At 35.7% G+C, this 13749-nt stretch carries 11 protein-coding genes and 3 pseudogenes; 11 read left to right on the forward strand and 3 right to left on the reverse strand.

All coding sequences use genetic code 11. The features are described 5' to 3' along the window. From ABWU55_RS02880 to ABWU55_RS02890, 3 genes are all read right to left on the reverse strand, one after another. Positions 1 to 480, reverse strand: a complete 480-nt coding sequence (locus tag ABWU55_RS02880) for a hypothetical protein (RefSeq protein WP_264378236.1) — start codon at positions 478 to 480, stop codon at positions 1 to 3. Between the two features lie 17 nt (positions 481 to 497). After that, positions 498 to 1709 carry a DNA modification methylase gene (locus ABWU55_RS02885; RefSeq protein WP_265017947.1) on the reverse strand — a complete coding sequence of 404 codons (1212 nt, stop codon included), beginning with the start codon at positions 1707 to 1709 and terminating at the stop codon, positions 498 to 500. A 109-nt stretch (positions 1710 to 1818) separates the two neighbouring features. Beyond that, positions 1819 to 2277: a crossover junction endodeoxyribonuclease RuvC gene (locus ABWU55_RS02890; RefSeq protein ID WP_265018095.1), complete on the reverse strand. Its 459-nt coding sequence runs from the start codon at positions 2275 to 2277 to the stop codon at positions 1819 to 1821. A 582-nt stretch (positions 2278 to 2859) separates the two neighbouring features. Between ABWU55_RS02890 and ABWU55_RS02895 the strand changes: the two genes are divergently transcribed. The 11 genes and pseudogenes from ABWU55_RS02895 to ABWU55_RS02945 all read left to right on the forward strand — a co-directional run bounded on the left by ABWU55_RS02895 (position 2860) and on the right by ABWU55_RS02945 (position 13746). After that, positions 2860 to 3354 carry a sigma-70 family RNA polymerase sigma factor gene (locus ABWU55_RS02895; RefSeq protein ID WP_019236463.1) on the forward strand — a complete coding sequence of 165 codons (495 nt, stop codon included), beginning with the start codon at positions 2860 to 2862 and terminating at the stop codon, positions 3352 to 3354. A gap of 94 nt (positions 3355 to 3448) precedes the next feature. Continuing rightward, on the forward strand, positions 3449 to 4270 hold the full coding sequence (locus tag ABWU55_RS02900) for an ATP-binding protein (RefSeq protein WP_353286500.1): 822 nt from the start codon (positions 3449 to 3451) through the stop codon (positions 4268 to 4270). An 11-nt stretch (positions 4271 to 4281) separates the two neighbouring features. Then, a pseudogene (locus ABWU55_RS02905) lies at positions 4282 to 4845 on the forward strand (AAA family ATPase); the annotation flags it as partial. A 60-nt stretch (positions 4846 to 4905) separates the two neighbouring features. Continuing rightward, a pseudogene (locus tag ABWU55_RS02910) lies at positions 4906 to 5738 on the forward strand (IS5 family transposase). 11 nt (positions 5739 to 5749) lie between these two features. Beyond that, positions 5750 to 5989, forward strand: a pseudogene (locus ABWU55_RS02915) (hypothetical protein); the annotation flags it as partial. A gap of 37 nt (positions 5990 to 6026) precedes the next feature. Continuing rightward, positions 6027 to 6527 carry a hypothetical protein gene (locus tag ABWU55_RS02920; RefSeq protein ID WP_264378234.1) on the forward strand — a complete coding sequence of 167 codons (501 nt, stop codon included), beginning with the start codon at positions 6027 to 6029 and terminating at the stop codon, positions 6525 to 6527. Beyond that, positions 6512 to 7762 (forward strand): AAA family ATPase, encoded by a 1251-nt coding sequence (locus tag ABWU55_RS02925; protein ID WP_353286501.1) that lies wholly within the window; start codon positions 6512 to 6514, stop codon positions 7760 to 7762. Before ABWU55_RS02920 ends, ABWU55_RS02925 begins: the two co-directional genes overlap by 16 nt. A 17-nt stretch (positions 7763 to 7779) precedes the next feature. Next, positions 7780 to 9828 carry an AAA family ATPase gene (locus tag ABWU55_RS02930; protein WP_353286502.1) on the forward strand — a complete coding sequence of 683 codons (2049 nt, stop codon included), beginning with the start codon at positions 7780 to 7782 and terminating at the stop codon, positions 9826 to 9828. A gap of 90 nt (positions 9829 to 9918) precedes the next feature. Beyond that, positions 9919 to 10602 carry a hypothetical protein gene (locus ABWU55_RS02935; protein ID WP_353286503.1) on the forward strand — a complete coding sequence of 228 codons (684 nt, stop codon included), beginning with the start codon at positions 9919 to 9921 and terminating at the stop codon, positions 10600 to 10602. A gap of 15 nt (positions 10603 to 10617) precedes the next feature. Beyond that, positions 10618 to 12546 (forward strand): DUF4815 domain-containing protein, encoded by a 1929-nt coding sequence (locus tag ABWU55_RS02940; protein WP_353286504.1) that lies wholly within the window; start codon positions 10618 to 10620, stop codon positions 12544 to 12546. A gap of 12 nt (positions 12547 to 12558) precedes the next feature. Next, the gene (locus ABWU55_RS02945; protein WP_353286505.1) at positions 12559 to 13746 is read left to right on the forward strand and encodes a hypothetical protein; all 1188 of its coding nucleotides are present in this window, start codon (positions 12559 to 12561) and stop codon (positions 13744 to 13746) included. Positions 13747 to 13749 lie beyond the last annotated feature (3 nt).

Raw genomic sequence — 13749 nt, forward strand, 5'->3', positions numbered from 1 at the left:
TTAAAACTTAATATTAGATAATTCTTGTAATGAGTTTGTAATCTCTTCGGTTAGCGCCATATGAATCTTTTCAGTGTCACTCAGTGATGCAAGTAGTGCTGAAACTCTATTTGGAATATTAAGCAAATTATTACGTACAACTCTTGCTACATTAAATGCATCGCGCTTTACTTCCTCTACTGCTACAAGTTCACCAATCTCAGCCTTAGCTTTCGCCTCAAGAAGTTTACCTCGTTCCATTTCATTTTTTATTCGAGTTTTTAGCAACATCGTGGAAAGGTTACTTGTATTTTCGTTTTCTGGATTTTTCCTCCTAAGTGGCTGACTTGGATCTCTTATTGCCGCTACTGCTTCATTTGCTTGTTCTCTATTGATCAAACCATCCTCCAACTCAACTATCCCTTTCTTTACTAAATAACAGACATATTGCTTTGATACTCCTATCTCTCTTGCCCATTCTGTTTGTGTTATTTTTTTCACTTTTTTTTGCCTATTTTTTACGAATTTTCTTCTTGAGTCTCTGAAAAGGTTTTACCAGTACCGGCTAAAATGGCATCTCTTCCCGTGTATACTTGCCAACGTTTTATCGTTACATCTACAAACTTTGAATCTAGCTCTATTGTTCTGCAAATTCTTCCTGTTCTCTCACATGCAATCAATGTGCTACCAGAACCACTAAATGGATCAAGTACTATATCTCCTGGTCTACTGCTATTAACTATTGCTCTTTCCATTAATTCTACTGGCTTCATCGTTGGATGTAGTGTATTGTGCGTTGGCTTATCATAAAACCACAGATCACTTTGATTTCTTCCTCCATGCCACTCACGTTTATTGCCGCTTTTCCATCCATAGAGCATTGCTTCGTATTGTCTTTGATAATCTGATCTGCCTAGCGTAAAGTGATTCTTTGCCCAAATGATAAATGTTGACCATTTTCCTCCTGCCTCCTCAAATGCTTTTTGCAACGTTGAAAACTCTGATGATGATATGCAGATGTAAATTGCTCCTTTCGTATATGCTAAAATATGGGAACAGATGTCATAGAGAAAAAGTTCGTACTTTTCACCTTGATTATCATTTAATATCTTTTTGTCTTGGCTATTACCATAATCAACGTTATATGGAGGATCACAAACAGTAATGTCTGCCATTTTATCATCTAACAGCGCTTTATATGATTCAACTACAGAGCTATCACCACAATAGATTCGATGATCACCTAAAATCCAAAGATCACCTGGCTTTGTTATTTCTACCTTTTTGTCATCAACAACTAAGTCAGAAAGATCTTCTTTTTCACCATCTAAATCATCAAGAAAGTTTTGAACTTTTTCCAATTCAAATCCAGTCATTTTAAGATCAAACTGCAAATCTTCTAACTCTTGAATTTCCATTCTCAAAAGATCATCGTCCCACTTTGCCCAATTAGCTGATTGATTTGCCAGTAATCGAAAAGCTTTGGTTTGTGGTTCATTTAGATTATCACTTAAGACCACTGGAATACTCTCCATACCAAGTTTTCTTGCTGCTTTAAGTCTTAAATGACCATCAACCACAGTTCCATCGCTTTTTGCAACTATTGGAATACGAAAGCCAAATTCCCGAATAGAAGCACACATTCTGTTGACTACATCGTCATTTTTACGTGGATTACGATCATATTCAACTAGGTTTCGAGTAGGATAATAGTGGATTGCTAAATTCATATAATTGCTATACTAATTAAAAAGTTAATAATTAAAATATCTCTGACGCTAGAGAAGGCCTGGGGTCTGACCCACCAAACCCGCCATTATGGCCGAAAGGACCCACTTTTTATGGATTTTTCATCTTATTAATATCTTTACTGAAATCCATAACATAGAACATTAATGCTAAAGCATCAGATTCATTATCATCTTTAGGCAAAACCCCTTTTTCCTTTACAGCTTCAATAACTTCACTCTTACTTGCATTGCCTTTGCCTGCTATAAAGCGTTTTATAGTTTTAACATTAACACCTTGGTAGGGAATATTGTTCTCTTCACACCAAGCAGACAGCACTGCAAGAAACCCACCGTAGCAATGGGCTGCATCAGTTCCTAAATGTCTTCTCACCTCCTCAAAGTACACTGCAGAAATGTCTTTCAAAGAATTGAGCCAATTGCAAAAGTTTAAGAAACACATTCCACCTCCGCTGAAACGACTACCATGAAAGCTTTTGCTCCCACTTTCAATTATTCCATCTGTTAGAATTGCCCAGCCTGTTTGCTTGCCGAGATCTAGCGTTAAGATTGACGTACAAAAACTCCTTTGTGTAATTAAAGTTCAATGCCCTGTATAATATATATGTACGATGACTCGCAAATTCGTCCGCAATTTTGAAAAAAAATTAAAAAAAATTTCATATCCTGCCATTTGAGTTTTTACTTATCTTAATAACTATTTTACATAACTTATATTACGCCAATATTTATATTATTATATTATCATATATTATATTTTACCTGTATTTAAATATATATATAATATATATAAGACTTCAGTAATCCGCAAACCCTCTTTACTGGCCGATTTTAGCCACTTAACTTTAGAAACGGCTTTTAGGAATAGAACATAAAAAAGACAATATTATCAATAACTTAACGATTACTGCTTTCTGAAATACTAATTAGTAATTCAGAAATTAGGTACGAAATTGGTAGTTTTTTACCTATGAAAAAGTAGCTTCAGTAGTGTATCAAAACGTTTAAATCTTATTTTAATTTTTAAAGATTTTATTCTTTTAGATAAAAAAATTATTACTACTTTTTTATAATAAATTAGTCATACAAAGTCTTGGTAAAAATCTCTATTCATGAAACTTTTGGAGTTTTTATGAAGAATTCTTATCAAGGAATCGATTCTACAATTGTTAAACATGTGAGATTTCAAGCTTCGCGCCTTAAATCCAAAAGCTGTTTTATTAACGAAAGTCTCGAAGATATAGAACAAGAGCTTTTTTGTCAGGTTTGGCAATATCTTAACCAGCACGATGAGAAAAGAAGTAGTTTTAGTACTTTCGTTGCTAGATTAGCTAATTATTGTGCTCGCAATATGTTACGCAATCAGTTATGTCTAAAACGTAATATAACTTTTGATGATATAAACGACGATATTCCAGATCATAGGAACTCGGAAATCGAAGCGATAATTCGCACTGATATAAATAATATAATTTCAACTTTGTCTGAAAAAGATAGTAATTTATGTCAATTACTTAAGGTATTTACTATTACTGAAGTTTCTGTAATAACCAAAATACCAAAGACAACTATCTATCGCACACTAGAACGAATACGCGATAAATTCTCAGTTTTAGAGAAGTTATAAGCTCTCGATTATATTTGCTCAAAATTTTTTTTTTGCAAATTGCGGACGAATTGCCTAGGTCATCGTACATATATATTTAGGTACTGGGAGAAAAATGAAAATAATGAACAGCAATGAACGGCTAAAAGTTCAAACAGGTATAAAAATGGTCATCTTTGGTCCTTATGGTATAGGTAAAACTAGTCTCTTAAAGACCATAAATGAACCAACACTTTGTCTTGATTTTGAGGCAGGTTTACTTGCTGTTCAAGATTGGCAAGGGGATTCTGTAAGTATTCGTACTTGGAATGAGGCAAGAGATATTGCATGTCTCATAGGTGGTCCTAATCCTGCGTTAAAATCTGACTCAGCATATAGCCAAAGACACTATGAGCATGTATCCAGTAAATACAAAGAGCTTGCTTCGGAGTTTCTCAAGTATCGATGTGTTTTTATCGATAGTATTACAGTAGCCTCGCGTTTATGTCTTTTATGGACAAAAATGCAACCTGAAGCTTTTTCTGAAAGATCAGGAAAACAAGATATGAGAGCTGCTTACGGGTTACTTGCTCAAGAAATGATGGCTTGGCTCAATCAGTTTCAACATATTCCAAATAAAGACATCATTATAGTTGGAACTCTTGGGCAATACCTTGATGATTTCAATCGCTCGACTTGGCTACCTCAATGTGAAGGTGCTAAAACCGCAAGTGAAATTCCTGGCATTGTTGATGAAGTAATTAGCATGGTTGGAATCAAGAAAGATGATGGTACAGAAATTCGTTCATTTGTCTGTCAGACGATTAATTCTTGGGGATATCCTGCTAAAGATCGAAGTGGTTGCCTTAATATGGTTGAAGAACCGCATCTAGGAAAACTTCTTACAAAAATTAAAACTAAAGCTTTTGCAATTCAACCTGTCACGCCCAACATATAGGAGGTTATTATATGCTACAAAACTTTTTAACTATTGGTCAAAAAATTCCTTTTTTCAGTGTGAAAGAATACTTGGACGATCGATCGCCAATACCAGAGGATATAATCTCACCAAGAATTCTAACTAAAAGAGGTTTGTTAGTATTTGGTGGCCCTCCTAAGATTGGCAAAAGCGACTTTTTGATCTCTTGGCTTGTTTACATGGCTGCTGGTAGATCATTTCTCGGTATGACACCAAATAGACCTTTGAAAATCTTCTACATGCAAACTGAAATTGAATATGAATATATGAAAGAACGTTTGCAACAACTTGATAATGAACTTTTGAATGTAGCTGCTAACAACTTAATCATTACGCCAAAAGTGCACTTATCATTTAATCATGATGAAATAAGTGAAATTAAGGAGATTGTAAATGAACGCTTTAAACCTGATGTTTTGGCCATAGATCCATTACGTAACATCTTTAGCAGTGAATATGGAAATGAAAATGACAATAGTGCTATGCTGTTTTTTCTGCAAAAGACTCTTGAAAAGCTACGCAGTGCTGTCAATCCAGATGCTTGTATTGTACTTAGAGGTTGTCCGGAAACTAGTAAAAGGCTATAATATCTGAAATTTTAGTACGGGGTAAAGATGAGAAAAAAGTATCCAACAGATCTAAGCGAAAGGGAATGGGCAAGAATAGAAAAACACTTCAGAGTATCATACAAGAAAGGAGGAAGGCCGCCAAAGTATAGCAAAAGAGAAATATTAGAAGCAATTTTCTATGTATTGCGTACAGGGTGTCAATGGCGGTATTTACCAAATGATTTTCCGCTATGGAAGACTGTGTATGAGCAGTTCAGGCAATGGAAGAAGCAGGGAATTTTTGAGAAAATGAATTATGAAATTACAAAATATAGTAGAAGAAAAATAGGAAGGAATGAGCAGCCGAGTGCCTGTATAGTAGATAGTCAATCTGTAAAGACTACAGAAAAGGGGGGATCAAAGGCTATGATGGAAGTAAAAAAGTAAAGGGTAGAAAAAGGCATATAATTACAGACACTCAGGGTTTTATACTAGGTTGTTACGTAGGCGCTGCTAACGAAAATGATAGAGATGGTATTAAAATAGCATTAAACAATATGAGAACAAAATATACTAAAGTTAAAAAAATGTGGGCTGACATGGGATACCAAGGAAGAAATTTAAAGAATCACATAAAGGAAGAATATGACATAGATATTGAAATTGTTAAAAGGCCTCCATGTAGATTTTGGGTGCACAAAGATACGCCACCTGAGCTACTACCAACAAGAGAACAAGGGTTTAAAGTACAGCCAAGAAGATGGGTTGTAGAAAGGACTTTTGCTTGGGTTAATAGGAATAGAAGGCTATCGAAGGAGTATGATTTACTCACAACATCCACTGAGAATTTCATATACCTAGCTATGAGTAGGGTTATGTTAAAGAGGGAATATGCTTGAATTTACTAGTTTCCGGACAACCTCTTACTCATCATACAAAAAAATTATCAAAAAAGATGCTCGAAGAAGATCCATTCCAAGGTCTAAGTGGTGCTGGATCTTTACGTGGATTTTACAGTACTGGTATGGTGATGTTTGCTCATGATGAAGAAAGTAGTGTACGCCAGATAGTATTTGAGCTTCGTAATGGTGAACGCGTGCAAAATAAACTTGTCGATAAGATAAATGGTCATTGGCAGCTAATGGAATAGCTAATTTTCACTTTAAAGTCAACTTATAGGAGAGCGTATGCTACAAGATTTTTTAACTGATTTTAATAACGCAAAACTGCGAAGCAGTTTAATACCGAAAGGTACAATAGTCAAGGTAAAAATGGCAATAAAGCCTGGAGGTTATGAAAATTGGTTCACTAAAAACTACACTACTAGCAGTATCTATTTAAATGTAGAATTTACCGTCACTGAAGGCCCATATGCAAAACGCAAGATTTTTCAGATTATAGGTATCAAAAATGGCAAAGCAGAAGGTGAAGAAGACATCTGGGGAGAATCTGGACGTTCTATGCTGCGTAGTATTTTGGAATCATCCAGAAATATTCATGCAAATGACACTTCAGAGAAAGCAGTTACTGCTAGAAGAATCAACTCTATAGCTGATTTTAACGATTTAGAGTTTACAGCAAAAGTAGGCGTTGAAACTAATAATACGTACGGAGATAGGAATAGGATTACTACAGTTATTACTCCAGAATTACAAAAAAGTTTTCAAGATGATTGGTTACCATTTTGAAGTATGACGAAGGAAAGTTGTGGGCTGCTGTTATTACTAGAGCTATTCAGGATGCAGCAGGAAAAAACCCTAAACTTAAAAAAGAGGCTTGTCAATGGATTCGCTCACGATCTTTTGAAACTGTTTGTGAGCTGGCTAATCTTGACTTTAAACGTCTAAAAAATATGTTGAACAAATTTGGAATAAACAAGGAGAATTTTATGGATTTTTCATCTAAAAATGTTTTAAAAATAAAATCATTATTAATTAATAACATCAAAGATTGTTTATCTTATTTGTTACCTGAAGGCAAATCTTACCAAGATAAATTCTATATTGGCAGTAGAAATGGAAATAAGATAATAGTTGAAATGGAAGGAGAAAATGCAGGAAATTGGTACAACCTGATCGAAGAAAAGAAAGGAAATATAATAGACCTTTGGACTTTAGTTAAAGGTAATATAGATTCTGCTGAAACATGGTTGAACGGTAAAGATGAAAGAAGTTCCATATTACAAGAAAAACAAAACGAAGAAAAAGCATTTTCTGTAAACCATTACTTAAACGATAAATCACCAATGCCAAAAGATATAATAGGCCCAAGAATTTTGACACCAGGTGGTCTTTTGGTCATAGGTGGTACTCCAAAGATTGGCAAAAGTCATTTTCTTCTTTCTCTATTAGTACATCTGGCAGCAGGAAGATCATTTCTTGGCATGAAGCCTACAAGACCGCTAAAAATATTCTATCTACAAAACGAAATGGAATATGACTATATTAGAGAACGTATACAACAACTCAATAAACTTCCTCATTTAGCAACAGAAAATTTAGTTGTGACGAACAAGATGAATTTAACCTTAAATGAAGAAGGTATAGAGAAAATAAAAGATATGATAGCTGAAAAGTTTGATTTAGTTGTGATTGATTCTCCTTATAATTCCGTTAACTATGGTCTGCAGCATGCAATAGAAAAACTACGTTCCAAGATTAATCCTATGGCTGGAATAATCATCACAAATCACACCAAAAAAGTACCTACCTCTATATTGGAAAAGAATCCATTTCAAGCTCTCGTTGGTGCTAACGCTTTAAGAAGTTTTTATACATCTGGAATAGTAATATTTCAACCCAATAAACGTACAAATATCTTGCAAGTAGTATATGAACTTAGAAACGGTAGATCTATACCAACAAAATTCATCAACAAGATTAATGGATGTTGGAAATCTGCTAACGTTATAGCTAGAACATAAAAATTCTTCAGGTAGGTATGGATATTTATTGTTCACAAAGAAATGGACATTATAAATTATTAGGGAAGAAAGAACAGTTAAGAACTCAACTCCTATCAAATATAAGGTCATGTCTTTCTTATTTACTGCCAAGAGGAACTTTTCGTGGTGATAAGTTCTATGTAGGTGATCTAAAAGGCAATCAAGGAAAAAGTATGATAGTGGAGTTAACTGGCAGTAAAGCCGGATTATGGCATGATTTTTCTACCGGAGAAGGAGGAGATATTTTTGATCTTTGGGCTGCTGTTACTGGAAAAAATCAATTTACTGATACGATAGAAGATATTGCTAAGTGGATTGGTTATTCGGAAAAAAATAACACTCTGGGGCAACCAACGGCATCATGGAACTATTACGATGAAAGTGATCAAGTGATTGCTACAGTTTATCGTTATAACACTGATTCAGGAAAAAGATATCTTCCTTTTGATGTAAAAAGGTCTAGTTTTACTCTACCAGAGACCAGGCCTTTATATAATATTCCAGGTATCATGAAATCTGATAAGGTGATTTTAGTTGAAGGTGAAAAGTGTGCAGATGCTCTGATAGAGCAAGGTATAACTGCCACAACTGCAATGCTAGGAGCAAATGCACAAATAGAAAAAACAGACTGGTCACCACTTAAGGGTAAGCATGTTATTATTTGGCCAGACAATGATGAACCAGGTAAACAATATGCTGAGAAAGTTGTGAAAAAGCTTACTTTTCTTGGTGTTTTATCACTTACTCTTCTTGAAATACCGGACAATAAACCAAAAGGATGGGATTCAGCTGATGGTATAGAAGAAAAGATGAATATTCCTGAATTCATTGAAAATAACTCGAAAAAAATCATCGTTAAGCAATTTCTTAATATTCAAGAATGGAGTGTGGAACGTTTTATAGGTCCAGTACCAGAGCAAAAGTTTCTTGTTGAAGGGTTATTTCCTTTAGGAGTGACATCTATTCTAGCTGCAATGGGAGATACTGGCAAAGGTATGCTTCTGCTTGATTTAGCACTGAAAGTTGCGAGTAGAAAAGATCAGCCATGTGGTTTTGGTCCTTTAGTTACTGAACATGGATCTGTGGTAATTTTCTCAGCAGAAGATGATATGAGTGAAATACATCGTCGTTTAGAGCGTCTTGATTCGCAATGCGAAAGATTAAAATATAAAGATAGGCTCTTTATTGTACCATTACCAAATGTTAGTGGATCACTTACAATCATAAAGAGTGTTTCAGGTAAAGTTATAGAGACTTCTCCTGAATTTGAATCTATAACAAAACAACTTAATAAAATAAAAGACTTAAAATTAATCGTATTTGATCCACTTGCATCATTTGTGCATGCTGATTTAAATACTGACCCAGCCGTAGGCGATTATTTGATGTCTTTATTATCTGATTTAGCAGGTAGCACTGGAGCATCAATAATTACTGCCCATCATATGAGAAAGCCAAAAAGTGAAAAACCTATATCGACTGTTGAGCAAGCACGTGATGCCATTAGAGGTACATCTGCTCTTGTTAATGGTGTTAGGTGTTCATACGCTTTTTGGTCTGTAGAAGATGCAGCTAAACCGACAATTTTTAAATCAATAGGAGAATCTGTAAGACAGAACGCATTATTTTATGGAGCAATTGTTAAAGCAAACGGTTTGGCTGATCGCACTTTACGCACTTATTTAAGAAATGAAGAAACAGGATTGTTAGAGGACATAACTGAAAGATTAAGAATAAAAAATATGAACGAAAAAGATTCAAAGCAGCATCTTATAACTGCAATTACACGAGCAGCAATTTCTGGACATCCATTTACCCATACAGGAAGTACAGGAGTGTATAAACAGCGGCATAGACTACCTGAGGAGTTTCACAGTATAGGAAGAGATAGAATGGAGCGTATAGTTCAAGAGCTGTTACAAACACGGAAGCTGGTTAAGGGAATGGCTACTGGTTCAAAAGAAGATAAATGGCTTGACATTCCTAGCGGACCATTTGCTCGCGGCGTTGGAAAGTTTAGCTGTGGAGCTGAGCTATTCTCCTAAAAAATTTTTCTGATATAAAAAAATATTTTGATTTTTGCGGACGAATTTTGAACTCACCGTACATATATAATATAGGGGGCTTAATTAAAAATGTCAATTCTCACACAGTCAGGAAGAGCAGCAATAGCAGCAAGTATAAAAGAGCAGTCTCTACATCTTGCCTGGGGCAGTGGTGACTCAAATTGGGAAAGTAGCCATCAGGTCGAAAAAGTTTTTGTTGAGGGTGAAATAGCTCTAGATCACCACACTATTAAAGATGTAAGGGTTTTTACAGGACAAACAACTTATCAGCCAAGTATAGACTATACAGTTGATAGCAGTACTGGTGTAATAAAACTTACGGAAAATAGCTCTATCAGGGCAAATAGTGCAGTTACTGTAGAATATACTCAAAGCACACCACCTGAACCTATAAATTCTATAAAGCTCTTGAATGAACTTGGCAGACGTACTGCAGATGAGGTTCTCTTTTGCACAGGTGATGAGAATGGAGAGCTTTTGACTCCAACAGGGAGGTTTAGGTCCTCAAATGTACCAACCAATAATTTGTACCTTAAATTTACTTTCGATTTCACGGATGCAGCAAATCAAGTGATAAGGGAACTAGGAGTTATGGTTGGTACAAGGGTAAAAGAAAAATTGCCTCCTGGACAAAGGTATTTTGAACCACAAGATATAGAAGACCCAGGGATCTTATTAGTTTTAGAACATACAGTACCGCTCATTAGGACTTCAGCAACCAGGGAAACTTTTTCGTTTGTAGTGACATTTTAGAAAAAGAGAAAAAAGATGACCTTAAATAGCTATTATAACCGCTTTAATCCTGACAAAGAATACGAAAAAAGCTTGTTTCTAGCAGGAAGAGGTCTACAGTCAGCAGAATTAAACGAGACGCAAGAATATGCTCTCTCTAAGCTTAAAGGCATAGGCGATGCGATATTTCGTGATGGCGATGTTATAACAGGAAGCAATTGTATTATAGATAGAGAAACTGGTAAAGTTACACTTGAGTCAGGAAAAATCTATCTTCGTGGAGCGGTGAGAAAAGTAGAGGCAAAAGAGTTTGTTATTCCACTGAGTACCACAGTGCGTATAGGTGTTTATTACGTAGAATCTACCATTACAGAACTTGAGGACGAAAATCTTCGTGATCCTGCTATTGGTACAAGAAACTATCAGGAAGTAGGAGCTGCAAGGCTTAAAGTTTCCACCATTTGGGGTTATCAAGCAGAAGGTCTTTCTCCACGTTTTTCTGAAGGAGAGTTTTATCCAATCTATAACATTGAAAATGGAGTATTAATAGAACATTCACCACCTCCACAAGCAAACATAGTAACTACTGCTCTTGCTCGTTATGACAAAGAAGCAAATGGTTCCTACGTCGTAAATGGTCTTGAAGTAACGTTCCTGCAAAAGGAAGAGGGAGAAGGAGGAAAAAAAATATTTGTGATTAATGAGGGCAAAGCTCATGTTGATGGCTATGAGATTGAACTTCCTCACAGTATTCGTGTTTCTTTTGATGAAGATCCGGATATAAAATCAGTTGAATCAGAACCACATACTTTTCAGCCAAATAGCCAAAGAGTAATGGAACTGAAGGTTAATGATTTTCCAATAAGTGAAATTAAAAAAGTAGATATAACTGTTCAGAAAACCATTACTGTTACTCATGGTTCATACTCTGGAGCTATTGATCCGATACCTGACTCTGCAGTACTTGAGATTATTCAAGTTAAACAAGGCAATGTTATTTATGAAAATAGTATAGATTACAAATTAAACGCAGGAAACGTTGATTGGTCATTACCAGGTAAAGAACCAGCTCCTGGAAGTAGTTATCAAATAACTTACCGCTGTCGTACTCATGTAAGCCCTGAAGATATAAGTGAACAGGGATGCAAAGTAAAAGGAGCAGTTGATAACAGCTTGGTTCTGATTGATTACACCTGGAAAATGCCCCGCTATGATTTAATTACTATCGATAGCAAAGGAGTGGTAAGAAGAATAAAAGGAATTTCTCACCCTTGGCGACCATCAATGCCTAGAGCGCCTAGTGGACAACTTTTGCTCTGCTACATTCATCAGACGTGGAAAAAAGGCGAAGGGGTAAAAATAGTGAATAATGCTATTCATGCTGTACCGATGAATGAGCTTGAAGCAATGAAAAAAGGAATAAATGATCTTTATGCACTTGTTGCACAGGAGCGTTTACGCAATGATGCAAATTCAAGAGAACCTACCACCAAAAAAGGAGTATTTGTCGATCCCTTCTTTGATGATGATATGCGTGATCAGGGAATAGGACAATCTGCAGCAATAGTAAATAAGGAACTAATTTTACCAATAGACGTGGAAATTATTGATGTTGAAAGAGGCAAAGAACCGTATCTTTTGCCGTATGAACTTGAGCCGGTACTTGAACAGCTTTTACAGACTAAAAGTGAAAGGATTAATCCTTATCAAGCTTTCGATCCAGTACCGGCAAAAGTTACCATGAACAAAAACATCGATCACTGGACAGAGGTAAAAACAAATTGGTCAAGTCCAGTGACAAGAGAATTTAATACTAGAGAAACAACAGAGCTATTGTCAAGTAATTCATATGAAGCTGAATTTATGAGAGAAGCAGTACAAGATTTTGAGATCGAAGGTTTTTCGGTTGGTGAGAAACTTAAAGAAATAAAATTCGATGGCATCGTCATTCAACCCGTGGCATAGAGGGAAAAAAAAGTGGAAAAAAGAGCTAACAATCAAGGACAAATAAGTGGAAAAATAAAAATCCCAGCAAATATTCCAGCGGGTACTAAATTAGTACAGTTTTATGGGGATAAAGGAAGCTATGGAGAGACAACTTATACTGGTAAAAAAACTATTACCATAGAAGAAAGAAGAAGAGTGATCGCAGCAAGACGAGTTGATCCATTAGCGCAAACATTTACGCTAAATGAAAGTAGGCACATAGGAGGCGTGGAGCTATGGTTTGTAAATAAAGGCAAAAAACGTGTTGTTGTTCAGATTAGAGAAACAGCAGTGGGAATGCCCTCGCAGACTGTCATTGCTGAAAGTTATATTGAGCCGAAAGATATAAAAGTAGATGGCACAGCAACACGTATAGAATGGCCACCAGTGTTTTGCCATGCAGGACAAGAGTATGCAATAGTGCTACTCACTGATGATGCAGATACTGCAGTAAAAATAGCAGAACTTGGCAAATATGATGCAGTAAATAGCCGTTGGGTAACAAGTCAGCCATATCAAGTAGGAGTATTACTTTCATCTAGCAATGCAAGCATCTGGACTCCACATCAAAATTTAGATTTAACGTTTCGACTACTAGCTGCAAAATTTAGCGAAAATTCTCATGTTATTGATCTTGGCAAAGTTACAGCAACCAATACTTCAGATTTAATTGTTTTGACAAACGTCGAAAAAGTAGCATTTGATACCAATGTAGAATTTATCTTAACAGATGAAGAGGGAAGAGAAAACTTTTTGTCTGATAATTTGCCGCTCGCACTGCGTGAAAGATTGTCTGGAGAGCTAACGGTAAAAGCAAGCCTCAAAGGAGGGCGAGAAAAAAGTCCTGTTCTCTATCCTGGGTTACAGCTAGTTCTGGGTAATCTTTCAGAGTTCGGAGATTATGTTACAAGAAGCATTACAGCAGGAGCTAACACTAAGATTACCATAACATATGATGCGCTGATACCTGGCACTGCAGATGTTAAAGCATATGTACAAAAAAACGTGGATTGGCAATTAGTAAATTTAACATCAGGAAAACCAATTGGAGAAAATTTGGTAGAGAGAACTCATGTGCTATCAAATTTTAATGGTAATGATACAAGGATAAAATTGGTTTTAAGTGGAACGGTTGTCTATCGTCCAAAAGTCAAAAATCTACGAATCATTATCACTTAGCAG

Origin of the sequence: Wolbachia endosymbiont (group A) of Crataerina pallida, from assembly GCF_964028475.1 — a bacterium.
Lineage (GTDB): Bacteria > Pseudomonadota > Alphaproteobacteria > Rickettsiales > Anaplasmataceae > Wolbachia > Wolbachia pipientis.

Coding starts and splice junctions, on each gene's coding strand:
- ABWU55_RS02920 (WP_264378234.1), top strand. CDS start 6,027: ATGCTACAAGATTTTTTAACTGATTTTAATAACGCAAAACTGCGAAGC.
- ABWU55_RS02885 (WP_265017947.1), bottom strand. CDS start 1,709: ATGAATTTAGCAATCCACTATTATCCTACTCGAAACCTAGTTGAATAT.
- ABWU55_RS02940 (WP_353286504.1), top strand. CDS start 10,618: ATGACCTTAAATAGCTATTATAACCGCTTTAATCCTGACAAAGAATAC.
- ABWU55_RS02930 (WP_353286502.1), top strand. CDS start 7,780: ATGGATATTTATTGTTCACAAAGAAATGGACATTATAAATTATTAGGG.
- ABWU55_RS02895 (WP_019236463.1), top strand. CDS start 2,860: ATGAAGAATTCTTATCAAGGAATCGATTCTACAATTGTTAAACATGTG.
- ABWU55_RS02900 (WP_353286500.1), top strand. CDS start 3,449: ATGAAAATAATGAACAGCAATGAACGGCTAAAAGTTCAAACAGGTATA.
- ABWU55_RS02935 (WP_353286503.1), top strand. CDS start 9,919: ATGTCAATTCTCACACAGTCAGGAAGAGCAGCAATAGCAGCAAGTATA.